Source organism: Actinocrinis sp. (genome assembly GCF_035650855.1).
Taxonomy (GTDB): Bacteria; Actinomycetota; Actinomycetes; order Streptomycetales; family Catenulisporaceae; genus Actinocrinis.
Genome location: NZ_DASRGV010000259.1, coordinates 1 through 16,329 on the forward strand (window position 1 = coordinate 1; position 16,329 = coordinate 16,329).

General features: G+C 70.5%; 14 protein-coding genes and 1 rRNA gene. 4 read left to right on the forward strand and 11 right to left on the reverse strand.

Translation table 11 applies throughout. The annotated features are described in order from the left end of the window. Together VFB40_RS18825 and VFB40_RS18830 are read right to left on the reverse strand one after the other, a co-directional pair. Positions 1-81 (reverse strand): 16S ribosomal RNA (locus tag VFB40_RS18825); the annotation flags it as partial. A gap of 504 nt (positions 82-585) precedes the next feature. Then, positions 586-1,590 (reverse strand): stage II sporulation protein M, encoded by a 1,005-nt coding sequence (locus tag VFB40_RS18830; RefSeq protein ID WP_324852449.1) that lies wholly within the window; start codon positions 1,588-1,590, stop codon positions 586-588. Between the two features lie 146 nt (positions 1,591-1,736). Between VFB40_RS18830 and VFB40_RS18835 the strand changes: the two genes are divergently transcribed. Then, a complete protein-coding gene (locus tag VFB40_RS18835; RefSeq protein ID WP_324852451.1) occupies positions 1,737-2,594 on the forward strand; it encodes an RDD family protein in 858 nt (285 codons plus the stop codon). Positions 2,595-2,620: 26 nt separating this feature from the next. On the opposite strand, the gene ahcY is transcribed toward VFB40_RS18835, so the two are convergent. From ahcY to VFB40_RS18865, 6 genes are all read right to left on the reverse strand, one after another. Then, a complete protein-coding gene (gene ahcY, locus VFB40_RS18840; protein ID WP_324852453.1) occupies positions 2,621-4,060 on the reverse strand; it encodes an adenosylhomocysteinase in 1,440 nt (479 codons plus the stop codon). 74 nt (positions 4,061-4,134) lie between these two features. Then, the gene (locus tag VFB40_RS18845) at positions 4,135-4,434 is read right to left on the reverse strand and encodes a WXG100 family type VII secretion target (RefSeq protein WP_324852455.1); all 300 of its coding nucleotides are present in this window, start codon (positions 4,432-4,434) and stop codon (positions 4,135-4,137) included. A gap of 124 nt (positions 4,435-4,558) precedes the next feature. Continuing rightward, positions 4,559-5,683, reverse strand: a complete 1,125-nt coding sequence (locus tag VFB40_RS18850) for an SIS domain-containing protein (RefSeq protein WP_324852457.1) — start codon at positions 5,681-5,683, stop codon at positions 4,559-4,561. 50 nt (positions 5,684-5,733) lie between these two features. Beyond that, positions 5,734-5,916 carry a Trm112 family protein gene (locus tag VFB40_RS18855; RefSeq protein WP_324852459.1) on the reverse strand — a complete coding sequence of 61 codons (183 nt, stop codon included), beginning with the start codon at positions 5,914-5,916 and terminating at the stop codon, positions 5,734-5,736. A gap of 61 nt (positions 5,917-5,977) precedes the next feature. Next, positions 5,978-7,363 (reverse strand): phosphomannomutase/phosphoglucomutase, encoded by a 1,386-nt coding sequence (locus VFB40_RS18860; RefSeq protein ID WP_324852461.1) that lies wholly within the window; start codon positions 7,361-7,363, stop codon positions 5,978-5,980. Between the two features lie 158 nt (positions 7,364-7,521). Then, positions 7,522-7,905 carry a DUF3499 domain-containing protein gene (locus VFB40_RS18865; protein ID WP_349261548.1) on the reverse strand — a complete coding sequence of 128 codons (384 nt, stop codon included), beginning with the start codon at positions 7,903-7,905 and terminating at the stop codon, positions 7,522-7,524. Between the two features lie 185 nt (positions 7,906-8,090). Here VFB40_RS18865 and VFB40_RS18870 point away from each other — a divergent pair, with 185 nt between their 5' ends. Further along, positions 8,091-8,534, forward strand: a complete 444-nt coding sequence (locus tag VFB40_RS18870; RefSeq protein WP_324852465.1) for a metallopeptidase family protein — start codon at positions 8,091-8,093, stop codon at positions 8,532-8,534. A gap of 6 nt (positions 8,535-8,540) precedes the next feature. Here VFB40_RS18870 and VFB40_RS18875 read toward each other — a convergent pair whose 3' ends face one another. The 3 genes from VFB40_RS18875 to VFB40_RS18885 form a co-directional block, all read right to left on the reverse strand. Continuing rightward, positions 8,541-10,193, reverse strand: a complete 1,653-nt coding sequence (locus VFB40_RS18875; protein ID WP_324852466.1) for a DUF5719 family protein — start codon at positions 10,191-10,193, stop codon at positions 8,541-8,543. Positions 10,194-10,195: 2 nt separating this feature from the next. Next, on the reverse strand, positions 10,196-14,251 hold the full coding sequence (locus tag VFB40_RS18880) for a glycosyltransferase (RefSeq protein ID WP_324852468.1): 4,056 nt from the start codon (positions 14,249-14,251) through the stop codon (positions 10,196-10,198). Positions 14,252-14,576: 325 nt separating this feature from the next. Further along, entirely contained in the window at positions 14,577-14,834 is a 258-nt protein-coding gene (locus VFB40_RS18885) for a WhiB family transcriptional regulator (RefSeq protein ID WP_324842639.1), read from the reverse strand. A gap of 645 nt (positions 14,835-15,479) precedes the next feature. Here VFB40_RS18885 and VFB40_RS18890 point away from each other — a divergent pair. Further along, entirely contained in the window at positions 15,480-15,914 is a 435-nt protein-coding gene (locus VFB40_RS18890) for a hypothetical protein (RefSeq protein ID WP_324852470.1), read from the forward strand. A 103-nt stretch (positions 15,915-16,017) separates the two neighbouring features. Continuing rightward, positions 16,018-16,329: 2-phospho-L-lactate transferase CofD family protein (locus VFB40_RS18895; protein WP_324852472.1), on the forward strand; the 312-nt coding region annotated here is incomplete at its 3' end.

Here is a 16,329-nt window from a genome sequence, read left to right on the forward strand (position 1 = left end):
GAAGAGGGTGATCCGTTCGACTTGCATGTGTTAAGCACGCCGCCAGCGTTCGTCCTGAGCCAGGATCAAACTCTCCAAAAAAGATCATTCGATAACCTGGCTGATCCGTCCCGACGGGGGTCGGGACAACAGCCATCCAAACATAAATGGCACCACAGACAAAAATGTCGACACACTGTTGAGTTCTCAAGAAACAGACACACCAGCAGAAGCCATTTCTGACTTCTCCAGGGTTGCGTTTCGGATTCGACGTTGATCTTCGTCGCTGAGCGACTCTATCACGTCTATTTCGCTGCTCTTGCCTGCCCGGCGAGATTGGCGTAGGTTGAAACTTTCGCCTTCACTCGCTGCTGGCTTTTCGCAGCAACCCTCCTAGTCTAACCACCTCGCCCCGGCCCGTCAAACCGCTCTGCCGAGTCGGAGTGACGTTGAGGTTTGAAGCAGTCCCCGGAGGGCTAGAGAAGTATGCACCAATCGGAGCTCGCAACGCCAATCGGTTACGCAGCAACGGGAACGAGCACATCCGATGCAGGTCAGAGGCCTGCTTGCGCTACATCGTCGCGGCCCCGCAGCGCTGCTCTCTGCTCAACCGACGGCCGGCTGCTCGTCCGGGCGGTCTACCGCGTCGACGTCGCCGGCTTCGCCGCGTCGGTACGCGCGCTTGCCCACGACGAATACGTACACCAGGAACAGCGTCTCCACCGCGATGCCGATCCCGATGCGTCCCCAGGCCGGGAGCGATGACGGCGTGACGAATGCTTCGATCGCACCGGTGCACAGCAGCGTGAGCACCATGCCGATGCCGACCACCGCCGCCGTTCGGCCCTCGTGTTCCAGCGCCGCGAGGCGCGTACGCGGTCCCGGGTCGACCAGTGTCCAGCCGAGCCTCAGGCCCACGCCCGCCGCGATGAACAACGAGGTCATCTCGAGCAGCCCGTGCGGAGTAATCAGTGTGAAGAACACATCGCCCCGGCCCGCGGCCACCATATACCCGCCGTCGATGCCGAGGTTCGCCACGTTCTGCCACAGGATGAACAGCACCGGGATGCCCAGCAGTACGCCCGAGAACACCGTCTCCAGCGCCAGGAAGAAGTTGTTCGTCCAGACCTGCGCCGCGAAGTCCCGCGCGGGCGCCGAGGTGTAGTACGTCTCGAAGTCGCCGCCGGGCTGCGTGAGTTGCTGCACCTCCGGCGAGGGCAGCAGCGTGTTGCGCACGTCCGGGTGCGCCACCAGCCACCAGCCGAGCGCGAGCGAGGCGAGCAGCGCGAGGATCGCCGTCATGCCCCACCACCAGCGGGACCGGTAGATCGCCGCGGGCAGCTTGGTGCTGAAGAAGCTTGTGACGGAGCGCCAGCTCGCGGCGCGCGGCGCGGTCAGCGCGGACCTCGAGAGCGCCAGCGTCGCCGAAAGCCGGCCGACCAACTCCGTGTCGGGCAGCGCGCTACGCACCTTGGACAGGTCCGTCGCGGTGGCCTGGTGCAGCGCGAGCAGTTCGTCGACCTCGGCGACCGACAGGTTCCGGCGCCGGGCCAGGCGGTCAAGCCGGTTCCAGTGCGGCGCCCGCCTGATCACGAACGCGTCGATGTCCATGGCCCGTTCCCGTCCCGCCCCTGCCTCCGGACTGCTTCCACCTGCCCGCGCCCACCGTACCGGTGCACCTGGCCCGCTGCCAGGCTTCTGCCCTACCGTGGTCCCCCGCGGCAATCGTTGAAGCGGGCCACTCCTTGGGGGAAACCATGTCCGACCTGGTGATCGCGGAGGGCGTCGAGCTAGAGCTGCGGCCCGCGCGACTGGCCAGCCGGTTCATGGCCGTGCTGCTCGACTTCCTGGTGCAGAGCGGAATCTTCGCCATCCTGCTGTTCGCCACCGTCGCGCTCAACTCCGGCTCCGGAAACGCGGACTCGCAGCGGGCCGCGACCATCGTGATCATCGTGCTCGTCGCGATCGGTTATCCGGTGTTGTGCGAGACGATCTCCACGGGGCGGTCGCTCGGCAAGGCGGCCGTGGGCCTGCGGGTCGTGCGCGTGGACGGCGGTCCCGAGCGGTTCAGGCACGCGCTCGCCCGTGCGCTGGCCGGTCTGTTCGCCGACTTGAATCTTCCGCTGCTCGGCACGGTCGCGCTGAGCGGCCTGAGCGGCCTTTGGGTGTGCCTCGTCGGGCTTCCCGGCGCGATCGCTTGCGTGTCCTCGCGGCGTGGGCAACGCATCGGTGACCTGCTGGCCGGGACGCTCGTCGTGCGGGAGCGCACCGAGTACGGCCGCGGCGCGCCGCCGGTGCCTCCGCCGCCGATCGTGGCGGCGTGGGCGTCCGGGGCGTCCGTCGGGGACGTGCCTACCGGACTGATCGTCGCCGGCCGACAGCTGGTCTCGCGGGTCTTCGAGCTGGACCGCAAGGCCGCCGCGGAGCTGGCCAACGAGCTGGCCCGGCAGTATTCGGCTTATGTGACCCCGCCTCCGCCGGCCGGTCTGCCCGCCTATCAGTACCTGGTGGCGGTCACCGGCGAGCGGTTCCGGCGCGAAGCAGGGGCCGCATACGCGTCGGTAGCGCCGATCGGCCCGGCCGCGTGGGGTGCGCAGCCGGGCCGAAAGCACTGACTCGATCTCGATAAAGCGCTATCGGCTCAGTACCGGTAGTGGTCCGCCTTGTACGGGCCCTCCACCGGGACGCCGAGGTAGGCGGCCTGCTTCTCGGACAGCGTCGTCAGCTTCACGCCGAGCGCGTCGAGGTGCAGCCGCGCGACCTTCTCGTCGAGCTGCTTGGGCAGCGTGTACACGCCGATCGGGTACTGCTCGGGCTTGGTGAACAGCTCGATCTGGGCGAGCACCTGGTTGGCGAACGAGTTGGACATCACGAAGGACGGGTGCCCGGTCGCGTTGCCCAGGTTCAGCAGCCGGCCCTCGGACAGCACGATCACCGTGTGGCCGTCCGCGAACCGCCACTCGTGCACCTGCGGCTTGACCTCGGTCTTGACGATGCCGGGCAGCTTGGCGAGGCCGGCCATGTCGATCTCGTTGTCGAAGTGCCCGATGTTGCCGACGATCGCCTGGTGCTTCATCCGCGACATGTGCTCCGCGGTGATGATGTCCCGGTTGCCGGTGCAGGTGATGAAGATGTCGGCGATCCCGACCACCTCGTCGATCGTGGTGACCTGGTAGCCGTCCATCGCGGCCTGCAGCGCGCAGATCGGGTCGATCTCGGTGACGATCACCCGGGCGCCCTGGCCGCGCAGCGACTCGGCGCAGCCCTTGCCGACGTCGCCGTAGCCGAAGACCACCGCGACCTTGCCGCCGATCAGCACGTCGGTGGCCCGGTTGATGCCGTCGACCAGGGAGTGCCGGCAGCCGTACTTGTTGTCGAACTTGCTCTTGGTGACCGAGTCGTTGACGTTGATCGCCGGGAACTTCAGGGTGCCGGCCGCGAACATCTCGTAGAGCCGGTGCACGCCGGTGGTCGTCTCCTCGGTGACGCCCTTGATCGACTCGGCGATGCGGGTCCACTTCTTGCCGTCGGCGGCCACCGAGGCCTTGAGCACGGACAGGATGACGTGCCACTCCTCCGGCTCGCCCTCCTGCGGTGCGGGCACGGCGCCCGCGGCCTCGAACTCGGCGCCCTTGTGCACCAGCAGCGTCGCGTCGCCGCCGTCGTCCAGGATCATGTTCGGGGTTTCGCCGTCCGGCCAGGTCAGCGCCTGCTCGGTGCACCACCAGTACTCTTCGAGGGTCTCGCCCTTCCACGCGTAGACCGGCACGCCCTTGGGGTCGTCCACGGTGCCGTCGGGGCCGACCGCGATCGCGGCGGCGGCGTGGTCCTGGGTGGAGAAGATGTTGCAGGAGGCCCAGCGCACCTCGGCGCCGAGCGCGACCAGGGTCTCGATGAGGACCGCCGTCTGCACCGTCATGTGCAGCGAGCCGGTGATCCGGGCGCCGCGCAGGGGCTGGGTCTCGGCGAACTCGCGCCGCACCGCCATCAGGCCCGGCATCTCGTGTTCGGCCAGCTGGATCTCCTTGCGACCGAAGCCGGCCAGGGACAGGTCCGCGACCTTGAAGTCGGCGTGCGCCATATGTTCTTCCTCCTAGAGTTCTCTCCAGAGTCTAGGAGTTCCGGGACGCGGCGGACTGCAATTGCCCGGAGGTGCTAGCTTCCCCACAGGTTGCGCAGCTGCGAATCGGCGTCGACATACGTGCCGTGCGAGTTTTCCAGGGCTGCTGCGATACGCAGCATCACGCCGTGCAGGTCCTCAGCGGCCAAGTCCCACACGTGCTGCTGGTACTGGTAGTTGGTGGCGGCCGCGCCGGTCCACTCCTCGATGAGCGGACGCAGCAGTGCGCGCAGATCGTTCAGCAGTGTGTCGATGTTCGCGCTGACGCTGCGAACACGTGCTGCCGCGTCTTCGACATCGCCGAAGACGACAGAGATCTCCCCGCTGGCTACCACTTCAGTACCCCTGTTACGCCGTGCCCGTTCCCTCCCTGTCGGAGAATACGGTACCGCGTGACGACGATGTCTGACACCGATCCCGCGACGTTCTGTGCCGTCTTGTTACGTCTCTTCGGGGTGCCTATTGAGCCGTGCGGAGACGGTATTCGTCGATGGTGTGCCCTTGATCCGGGCCGATACCGGTGATCAGTGCGAGGTACGCCGCGGCGAAGTCGGCGACCGCGATCAGGTAGGCGGCGCGGGCGAGCGGATCGGGCTGCTCGGCGATGATCGTGCTCAGCGCGATGCCGCGGTCACGGACTAAGGCTTCTACGACACCGAGCCGCGGGTCGGCTCCGTCCTCGGCGAAGAGGACCACTGCGGCGGTCTTGTCGGCGCCGTCCTCGAAGGGGTCGCGGAACAGGTCCTCGGTTCCGGCGGCGAAGGGGCCGTCGACGAGACCGAGCTGGCCGCGTCCGAGGTCCGGCAAGGCGGCGTGGATCACCGGGATGCCGGCGCGTAGGGCGGCCTGATCGGCGAGCCGTTCCGCGGCGACGGCGGCGACCTGCCCGGAGGCCCAGACCGCGGGCACCGACTCGGCCAGCCGCAGCGCGATCTCCTTGGCCGGGTTGACGAAGGGTTCCTGGCTGGGCCGGCAGCGGATCGCGGCTTCGTCCGCGGCTGACGCGGCGGCGTCGTAGCGCTGTGGCGGGATGACCCCGGCGAGCTCGGCCGCGATCAGGGTGGGCACCGCGACGGACCACAGCCGCGACCAGACCGGCACCACGTCGTCCGCCATGGCGATGAGCGTGCCGCGCACCTGCTTGCACAGGCCGCCGATGGCGGAGGCCGGAGGCGCCGCGACCACGACGCGGCAGCCCCGGCGGCCGGCCTCGGCGAGCGCGGCCGCGATCTCCGGGGCCCGGCCGGCGCTGGAGGCGACGACGACCAGGTCGAGCGGCCCGACCCAGCCCGGCAACCCGGGACCTGGTACGGGAACGATCGGGACGGTCGCCGCGGCCCCGGCGACGGAGGTGAGCAGGCGCGCGACGGTGGCGCCGGTGCCGTAGCCGAGCACGATGAGCGCGCGCGGGCGTCCGTCGGCGGCCAGGTCGCGCAGCGCCTGATCGGCCTGCGGGTCGAACTCGCGCAGGGCGGCGGCCCGGCGGATGCGCGCGCCGGTGGCGGCGATCAGCCGCAGGGTCCCGCCGTGGTCGGCGCTTTCCGCGGCCTCGGCGTCGGACAGCAGCTCCTCGTGCAGCTCCATGGGCCCCTTCCGGCCGGACGGTGCTTGATCAGGCTCGTCGAACCGGCCGGTCAGCCGACCTTGCGCGCCTCGTCGATGAGCAGCACCGGGATGTGGTCCCGCACTGGGTAGGCCAGGCCGCAGGACTGGTCGGTGCAGACCAGCTCTGAGGCCTCGGTGTCCTCACGCAGCGGCGAGTGGCAGTTCGGGCAGGCGAGGATCTCCAGGAGGGAGGGCTCGACCAGGGGCGGCATGGCTTTCCTCTTCGGATCGACGGTCAGGCTTCGGTGCGGTACACCGGGGTTAGTGCACTGCTCAGCCGCGCACGATCGCGAGGACCGCGTCGCGGATCTCGGCGACCTGCGCGGGGGTGCGCGCTTCCACGTTAAGCCGCAGCAGCGGCTCAGTGTTCGACGGACGCAGGTTGAACCACCAGCCCTCGCCGGACACGGTCATGCCGTCGAGGTCGTCGATGGAGACGCCGGGCTGGCCCTCGTAGGCGGCGCGGACCGCGGCGGTGCGCCCGGCCTGGTCGCTGACCTCGCTGTTGATCTCGCCGGAAGCGGCGTAGCGGGAGTACTGCGCGACGAGTTCGGACAGCGGCTTTTCCTGCTCGCCGAGGGCGGCCAGCACGTGCATCGCGGCGAGCATGCCGGTGTCGGCCTTCCAGAAGTCCGCGAAGTAGTAGTGCGCGGAGTGCTCGCCGCCGAACACCGCTCCGGTCTCGGCCATCTCCTGCTTGATGAAGGAGTGACCGACGCGGGTACGCACCGGCACGCCGCCGTGCTCGCGGACGATCTCGGGCACCGCCAGGGAGGTGATCAGGTTGTGGATGATCGTCGCGCCGGGGTGCTTGGCCAGCTCGCGGACCGCGACCAGGGCGGTGACCGCGGACGGCGGCACCGGCTCGCCGCGCTCGTCCACCACGAAGCACCGGTCCGCGTCGCCGTCGAAGGCCAGGCCGATGTCCGCGCCCACCTCGGTGACCTTCTTCTGCAGGTCCACGATGTTCTTCGGGTCCAGCGGGTTGGCCTCGTGGTTCGGGAAGGAGCCGTCCAGCTCGAAGTACATCGCGACCAGGTCGAGCGGCAGGCCCTCGAAGACGGTCGGCACGGTGTGGCCGCCCATGCCGTTGCCGGCGTCCACGACGACCTTGAGGCGGCGGTTCCCGGTCAGGTCGACGAGGGTGCGGATGTGGTCGGCGTAGGCGCGCAGCAGGTCGCGCTGCGTGATCGTGCCGGGCTTGTCGGCCGGGGTGAAGACGCTGCCGGGCCCGGCCAGCTCGCGCGCGGCCAGGTCGCGGATCTCGGCGAGGCCGGTGTCCTGGCCGACCGGGGCGGCGCCGGCCCGGCACATCTTGATGCCGTTGTACTTGGCCGGGTTGTGGCTGGCGGTGAACATCGCGCCGGGCAGGTTGAGGAACCCGGAGGCGAAGTAGAGCTGGTCGGTGGAGGCCAGGCCGATCTGGACCACGTCCGCGCCCTGGCTCGCCGCGCCGCGGGAGAAGGCCCCGGACAGGTCCGGGGAGGAGGGGCGCATGTCCCAGCCGACGGTGATCGCGCCGGCTCCGGTCACTCGGACGAAAGCGGCGCCGACCGCCTCGGCGATGCGCTCGTCGAGCTGGTCGGGCACGGTCCCTCGGACGTCGTACGCCTTGACCAGATGAGTCAGGTCACCTGCGGTCGGGTGCGGGGCGGTCACGGTGGTCGGCTCCGTTCCATCCTGGTGGGCGCCGCGCGGCGCGTCGTCGAGCCGAGCCTACCGGCTCCGCGCGGCCCGCAGGTGCCGAGGTGGACGCGGGACGGGCGCCGTGAAGAGCGGGCGCTTAAGTACGGCCCCGATCCGCGGCCGCACTTAAGTCAGCCGTCTGCTTCCGTGACGGCGCGCAGGTGGCCGCGGCGGGGCGGGGTGTCGCCGTGCGGTACGGCGGTGGGGCGGCTCGGTTCGTTGTCGGCTGCGCCGGCGGGTGCGCGGGCGGCTTCGCGGACGGCGAGGGCCAGGGCCTCGAGGTCGTCGCTGGAGGGGGTGCGCCGCCCGGTCTCGGGCGGGGAGAGCCGCACGACCTGCCAGCCGCGCGGTGCGGTCAGCCGTTCGGAGTGCTCGGAGCACAGGTCGTAGCAGTGCGGTTCGTGGTAGGTGGCCAGGGGTCCGAGGACTGCGGTTGAGTCCGCGTAAACGTACGTCAACGTCGCCACGGCTTGGCGACCACAGGCGGTGCGCGAACAGCGACGGACAGGGCTCACATGCGCGAGTGTATTGCGGTGGCGCCCGGCGCTGCCAGACGCCACGCAATCCGGATCCGCCTGGGCTGTTCACGGACCTCGCGGCGCTGTCGGCCGACTGTCGGCCCGGGCGTGGTCGAGCAGCGGTCAAGTTCGGGCGACCGGCATCTGCCACTGCGCCCGGCGCGCGGGATACGCTCGATTCCGTGCAAAGTTCCGCGGAGCCGCGTTCGGGCCGGCCGTCGAGGCCAGGTCGTCGCCGGGGCAGGGATCGGCGCGGGCGCGGCCTGCGCGGTCCGCTGGCCCCGCCGGAGATCCCGCTCAGCCTGACCAGGGCCGAGCAGTTCGACGAGCTGGTGCTTGACGCGGTGGAGCGGCTTGAGCGCCGCTGGCCGCAGCTGTCCGGGGTGGAGTTCGCGGTCGAGGAGGTGCCGCCGCCAGGGGCCGAGCTGTGGTCGGACGAGCCGGTGCCGCTGGGCCGGGTGGTCCAGGCCGGGCGCGGCGAGCCGGCCCGGATCGTGGTCTACCGGCGGCCGCTCGAGGTGCGCGCCCCGGTGCGCGCCGACCTCGGCCTGCTCGTGCACGACATCGTGGTGGAACAGGTCGCGGACCTGCTGGGGCTCGACCCCGAGATCATCGACCCGGAGTAGTCCGGGTCAGGACTGCGGGACGGAGCCGGAGAGGTCGCCGTGCACGGCCGGGATCTGCACGGTTTCCAGCGCGGTCGCGATCGGCTGGATGGTGAGCATGCCGCCGCCTTGCATCACCCGCGCGGCGTAGATCGAGGCCGCGCCGCCCTGCGGGACGACTGATACCGCGAACGACGTGGCGCCCTTGGGTGCCTGGACGGTGACCGCCTTGGTGGTCATGCCCGGGACGGTCACGGTCTGCGGCGTGGGCGCTCCGGTGGCGCTCTCGACGGTGACGACGACCTGCGCGCTCTGGGCGCTGTTGTTGGTCAGCTGGATGACGGAGCCGGAGTCGTCGTCCGCGACCACGCCCTCGCCGGCCAGCGCGGAGACCGGGCTGAGGTAGGCGGTGTCGGATCCGCCCTCGGCGGTGACCTTGATCTCGGCGAGGATGGGCACGTTGTTCGTGCTGTCGACCTGCAGCGCGCCGGCCTCGCCCGCGGCCGGGACGGCGGAGATGTCCACGGTCTTGACCTGCCCGGCGGTCAGGTGCGGCGGCTGGGTGGTCGGCACGATCCTGGAGCCGCCGATCCAGTGCAGCGAGACGTCGGTGTCGGTGTTCGGCGAGAACAGGATGAGCTGCAGCTTCATCGGCGAGGCCGGCTTGGCGCTCGGGGCCGGGACGCCGGGCAGCAGCAGGTGCGCGGCTGGCTTCTGCGCCTGGATGAAGTCGCGGCCGCCCGCGCCGTCGGAGTCCAGCAGCGCGCCGACGACCCGCCCGGCGGTGGCGACGACGTGTACTGCGAACGGGCCGGTGGCGGTGGCGTTGAAGGTGCTGAGGTCGACCGGATGGTCGTACTGGTTGCCCGGTTGCACGAGCAGGCCCTGGCCGGCGTCCGAGGTGCCCGTGCCGAGCGGCCCGGTTGGGGTGTACACGCTGACGTTGGCCTGCGCGGCGATCTGGTCGGTGTTGAACAGATTGACCTGCGCGGTGCCCTTACTCGGGTCGGCTCCGAGGTACCAGAAGTCGGTGTCGGGCGCCGTGCACGGCGTGGACGCGACGCCGTGAGTGCCCGTGGTCCCGCCGCTGGGCAGGGTCTCGGTCAGTGTGAAGCCAGGTGCGTACACGCCTGTTGCCTGTCCGATGACCGGAGTCGACGGCTGGTTGAGGCTCGGCGCGTTGCCGGATAGGCCGGTGTTCACGGAAAGCGTTCCGGTCTTGGTGAGGGTGGCGACCGGTGCCTTTCCGCCGAGCGCGGTGACCGTGGCCTTGTCGCCAGTCGCCGGAGTCAAGCCACCTGCCGCGTCTGCGGGCGTGATCGCGTTGACCGTCGCGTTGTTCCCGGTGACTTCAGGGCACGCGAGCGTCGCGGTACGCACCGGAGTCGACTTCGCCGCGGCGACGGTTTGTGCCTTGCCGGCCGCGGGCGAAGCAGCGTACGCGTAGGCGACGCCGGCGCCAAGGGCCACGAAGACCGCGACCGCGACCTGAAGCCGTCGGCCGGTTCCGGCGCCCGCCTGTGCGGCCCGGCCGAGGGCTGCCCGATTGAGATTGGGCCGGTTGAGGTTGGGGCGGGCCAGGTGCGCCTTGCCGAGCGCGTCACGTGCGGCCGACGCGCGGCTCTGGCCGGCGCCGTCGGCGGCGGGGCGGGGCTCCCGGGTCGGGTTCTCGTCGCTCATGCTCACCGGGTCCATCCGTCCTGCTCGCCGCGGCCGTAGCCGTCGGGGTCGTACTCGTGCCCGTACTGCTGCTGGGCTCCTTGGTGTTGCGCCGGCTCGTCTGCCTGCCGCGGCTCGGGCACGCCGTACTGGTAGGGCGCGGGATCGGCGTACTGGTCGCCGTATTGGCCGTACGCGCCTTGTTCGTACGGGGCCTGCTCGTACTCTGCCTGGCCGTATTGGGCCTGACCGTACTGGGCTTGCTGGTATTGGCCGCTGTCGTACTCGCCTTGGCCGTAGTTGCCCTGCGCGTACTGGCCTTGTGCGTACTGGCCCTGCGCGTACTGACCGCTGTCGTACTCGTAGCCCTCTTGCTGGTAGGGCTGTTCGTACGAACCCTGCTGCGGATAGGTGTAGGGCTCCTCGGCGTACGGATCCGCGTTGTTCATCGGGTACTGCTCGTACGAGGTCTCGGCGCCGACGGGGTACTCGCCGGAGCCGTAGCTGGATGCCTGGTACTCGCCGGTGCGGTACTGGCCGCTTTGGTATTCGGCTTCCTGGTACCCAGCTTCTTGGTAGCCGGTGTCTTGGTAACCGGCTTCCTGATAACCCGCGTCCCGATACCGGCCGTCTTGGTACTCGGCCTCCTGGTATTCGTCCGCCTGGTACTGGCCGACCGGCACGCGGGCCGGGTCTTGGTAGGGCTCGGGCTCCTGGTAAGGCTCGGGCTCCTCGCTCCGTGCCGCCGCGGGCGCTGGCTCAGGCTCCGGCTCGAGCGGATCGGCGGGCCGGGAGGCGGCGTCGAGCTCGGCGGCCTCTTCGCCTTCGATCTCCTCGTCGGGCCGGCGGCCGAAGGGCAGGGCCATGATGGTCGCCGCGATGGCCGTGAAGCCGCCGATGATCAACCACACCGTGTGCTTCATCGAGTGGTAGCCGATGGTGACCGTTCCACCGCTCGCGGGCACTTGCCACGTCTGAAGGCCATCGACTGAAGCGGCCGTGCCGAGCTGTTGACCATCCATCGACGCTGTCCAGCCGGGCAGCGCATCCTCCGCGAGCACGAGCATGCGCCCGGAAGGCCCGGACGGCACCGTGATGGTCGCGCCGGTGTCCTGGGCGCACACCATCGCGCTGCCGGGCTTCACCGGCGGCGTGTTGCTGCACTGATACGCCACCGGGAGCGCGTTGCCGTTCTGGTCCTGGAGCATGACGCGGCCGATGTTGCCGTTAACCGACCACAGGCCGTACGCCTTGCCGCCGCCCTGACCCGTCGAACGCTGCGTGAGACCGGCGACGCCGCTCAACGCCTGGGTGACGGACGCCGGGGCGTTGGAGCCGACCATGATGTAGCCGACGTCCATCGCAGCAAGCTGCTGCGCGGCGTCGCCGCCGTTACCCGAGAGCAGCTGACCGACGATGGCGTCCAGCTTGCTCGTCTGGGTGGCGGACATGCGGATGTCAGCGGCACCGAGGGTCGGACCGCCGTCGCGCACGATGCTGTAGCCCACCGCGCCTGACGAGCCGCCAGTGAGCATCAGGGTGCGCGGCCGCGCGGCCGTCTGCCCTTCCGCCGCCACGTAAGGCGGCAGGATCTGGGCCGAGACCCGAGCCACCGGGTTGTCCGCGCCGCGCAGCAGCCACCAGCTTCCGGCTGCGGCCGGGGCGAGCACGGCGGCGCTGGTGACCAGCACGGTGAGCGGCTGGCGCCAGCCGAACGCGGCGGTGGCGATGCGTTCCTTCGCTCCCTCCGCGCCGACCACGGTCGCGGTGATCAGCCCGAGGCCGAGCATCGCGGTGGACACGCCCGGCCACGGGATGACGCTCTGGTTCGCGCCGGGCGGGGTGACGGTGAGGCCCGCGATGACCGCCGCGGAGCCGAAGCCGACCAGGGCCAGCGCCCACGCGGAGATCACGACGCGCCGCCGGGTGCCGCGCAGCAGGGCGGCGAGCGCGGCCAGCAGCAGGCCGACACCGAACCAGGACGGGTACGTCCCGGGACCACCCGGATTGCCCAGCAGCAGGCCGAGCGGGGTGGGGGCCGGGCGCTCCAGGTTCACCCCGGGCAGCCCGATCTCCAGGAAGAAGGAGCTGGGGTGCCGCAGCAGGGAGAGCGACCACGGCACGAGGACGATCAGCGGCGTGCCGAGCACGATGCCCATCCGGATGATGGTCACCGCGATGTTGGAGCGGGTACGCCAGGCGACCGTGACCGTGGCCAGCGCGCCGAAGACCAGCGCGAGCACCCAGGTGACCGGGGCGAACGCGGTGGCGATGGTCAGCAGGAACGCGCAGGTCCAGGCGGAGCGGGTCGAGCCGCTGCGGCCGGGACCGCCGATCGCCTGGGTCGCCGTGGTGACCACCAGCGGCAGGACCGCGACGGCCACCGCGGTGCCCAGTCGTCCGGTGGCGATCGCGCCGGTGGCCACGGCCAGCAGCGCGTAGGCGTAACCGGCCCAGATCCGCAGCGGAGCCGAGGACGTTATCCGGCGGAAGGCGTAGGAGGCGCTCAGGCCGGCGAGCGGAACCGACCCGATGAGCAGCACCGAGACGGCCCACGACGCCTTGCCGAACAGCAGCGTCGCGAGCACCGCCAGCAGGCCTAGGTAGGGCGGCGAGTAGGCGGTGGTGCCGAGGCCGACGCCGTGCCAGCCCGACAGGTACGCGGACCACAGGTCGGACGCGCCGGCCGGGGTCGGCAGCAGCGCGCCGCCGGCCAGGGTGCCGCCGACCAGGATGGCGCGCGCGGCGATCAGCGCGACCAGGGTCAGGCCGCCGCCGACGGCGATGATCGGATTGCGCAGCAGCCGCTTGATCAGCGCGGTCGAGTCGGTCTCCAGCGCCTCGGCCTCCTCGGAGACCGGGCCGGTCTCCACCGAGCGGTGCCGGGAGCTGTCCTGGGCGGCTTCGGCGCGCTCGCCGCGCAGCTGGGTCCAGATGTTGTCGAAGGCGTTGCGGGCCAGCGCCCCGCGCGGCGGGAAGAACTGCTCGATGTCCTCGCCGCCCGGCGCCCGCAGCTTGCGCCGGACCGAGCGGCCGCGCAGGATCCGGTCGGGCCGGGCGGCGAAGGTGAGCAGCGCGAGCAGTTCGTCCGAGGCGGTGCCGGGCTGCTTGGCGATCACGAAGCCCAGGGCGCGGAAGAAGGAGCCGACGATCAGCCGCAGCCAGAGCGCGGGCCAGAACCTGCTGTCCCGGTTGACCGCGACGGTGTAGAGCGCGTGGCTGCGGTCGAGCAGGTGCGGGCGGTTGGGTCCGGCGCTGATCTTGCGGCGCTCGCGGGCGGCGGCCTCGGCGTGGTGCATGACCGCGTCGGGGGCGACCACGACCTTGTATCCGGCGGCGTTGACCCGCCAGCAGAAGTCGAGGTCGTCGCGGAAGATCGAGATGCCGCGGTCGAAGCCGCGCAGCCGGTCCCACACCTCGCGCCGCACCAGCATGCCGGCCGAGCTGACCGAGAGGACCGGGCGGGTCTCGTCGTGCTGGCCCTGGTCGTGCTCGTTGCGCTCAAGGCCGGTCCAGCGGCGGCCGTTGGCGGCGACGGTGGCGCCGACCTCGAGCAGCTGCTTCTTGTCATACCAGCCGCGGATCTTGGGGCCCAGGACGGCGGCGTCCGGCTCGTCCTGCGCGGTCAGCAGCAGCTGGCCGAGGGCGTCGGGCGCGGGGGCCGAGTCGTCGTGCAGCAGCCAGATCCACTCGACCGGCGGGTGCGGGCTGTCGTAGCCGAACTCGTCGTAGCCGACCGGGGGCGAGGACTTCAGGCCGAAGGCGACCGCCGCGCCGTAGCCGGTGGAGCGCTTGCGTTCGAGCACCTGGTCGGCGCCGAGCGCGTCCTCGAGCAGCTGGACCGAGTTGTCGCGGGAGCCGGTGTCCACCGCGATGATCCGCTGGACCGGACGGCGCTGGTTCAGCAGCGCGTCGAGGACGGGGCCGAGCCAGCGCGCGCCGTCGTGGCTGACGAGCACGGCGGTGACGACGTGGTGGCGCAGGGCCTCCAGCGGGTTGGCGCCCGCCGCGCGCGGATCGGCGGCTCGCGGATCAGATCCGTGAGCCGAGGGACGCGCGGGTGGTGCGTACTGTGTCATGCGAAACGACGACCCGGATCTCGACGGCAGGGGCTCTGTTGCTGGGGCCGTGCCTTACCGCCGCGCGGGTCCGTCGGACGGCGCGCGGGCAGCGGCACGGTTGACCCACCCTACGCGACGCGGAAGAGAGCCGGGGAGGTTGCCGAGAACTTGTCCGGCTTTGTCCGTTTTTGAAGCAGTGTAAGGAAATCCGCAATGTCGGGATCTCGGGTCCCGGCCCTCGCCGGGAACGCCTCGCTGACTTACGGCCGCGCGGTTGTTACGCGGGTCGCCGCGTCATGCGCAATCGCCGTCAGGCGTTGATTTGATCGGCGCGGCCGGAGGCTCAGGCGCTCTTGCGCTTGAGCTTGCGGCGCTCGCGCTCGGAAAGCCCGCCCCAGATGCCGAAGCGTTCGTCGTGGGCGAGGGCGTACTCGAGGCATTCGGCCTTGACCTCGCAGACCAGGCAGACCCGCTTGGCCTCGCGGGTCGAGCCGCCCTTCTCCGGGAAGAAGGACTCGGGGTCGGTCTGCGCGCACAGCGCCCGCTCCTGCCAGGTCAGCTCCTCATCGAAGCCACCGAGCAGCGGGAAGACCTCGTCCATCGGTACGTCTCCCGTCTCTTGTTCCCGGCACGCTCGCGATCGACTTGAGAGATCACTGACTTCGCGTCAGGAACCCTGGGCGACCTGCTTGAAATTACACGCGCGTCATTCCCGGCCCGTCAAGCCGCGATCTGCTAGCGGCGGGTTGATTCACTCGTAGAGAGCAGTGTTCGACGATGCCTTCAAGCAGCACCGCGACCCATGCGACGTGCACCCCCTCTGACGGCCCGGAGCTGCGGATCCGCTCCGCTGTCGGACAGACTCCGCCCTTTCGGGCAGTCGTAATCACACGGGCGGGTGAATAGCTTCACTTCGGACTTAGCGCGCGCGGTTCCCAACACCCCGTCGATGTGAGGTAGCCTTTCCGCATCATGTCAGCGCGTGCCGGTATTTTCGCCAAGCGGGCGATTTCGGTCGGATTCTCCGCCGAGTCGCACCGTGTCGGCGGCGCGCTCTGTTGTTGTCGCTGTTGCTGTAGCTGACCTTTTTCGTCCCGGTTCCTCCCGGGTCGTCCGCAGTCAGCACTCGCCGAGCCCGGCCCCTAGCGCCCGGGTCTCCTCTTCCGTGATCACGGAGCCGGGTCGCCGCGCCTGTCGCGATCGGCGGCCCAAGCGAAGACAGCACACAGGACAGGACTCGCCCGCCATGCCTCTCACGGTCCTTCAGCCCTCGGTCGCGCAGATCCCGCCGGACGTCGCGGCGGTGCTCGGCCACGCGCCGATCCACCCGGAGCTGCTGCTGCGCGCCCCGAGCCGGCCCGTGCTGCCGACGGCCGCGACGCTGACCAAGGCCGCGCTGGCGTTCGCGAGCCTCGCGGCCATGGAGCTCGATGAGCACGCCGACCCGCTGCCGCTGGGCGCGCGGGGGATCATCCACTCCGTCGATGAGGGCGGTGTTCTGTACCTGGAGCCGTCGAGCGCTGAGCGGGCGGTGAGCCTGGTGCGCGGCACGCTCGCACAGCACGGTTCGCAGCGTCCGCCGCTGCGGCCGGGTGCGGTACGGCTGGTGCCCGCCGGTCATGCGTTGACGCTCGCCGATCTCGCCGGGGAGGGCGCGCTGGCCGTGGAGGTGCTCGTTTAGGGCTCACGCCGGCGGATCTTGGTGCGGATCGCCCGCGACGTGCGCGAGGGCCGGTCCGGATAGGCTCCCTTCTGTGACAAGCACAGGCGTGACGAGCACAGGTATGAGGATCACGGCCGTGGCCGGCGGGGTCGGTGGCGCGCGCTTCCTGCGGGGGCTGTTGGCGGCGGCCCCGGATGCGGACGTCACCGTGATCGGGAACGTCGGGGACGACATCACGCTGCATGGACTGCGGGTATGCCCGGACCTTGACACGGTGATGTACACCCTGGGCGGCGGGATCCATGAGGGCCAGGGCTGGGGACGCTCCGGCGAGACCTTCTCGGTCGCGGACGAGCTGGCCGACTACGGGGTCGGGCCGGACTGGTTCACCCTCGGCGACCGCGACATCGCGACCCACCTGGTGCGCACGCAG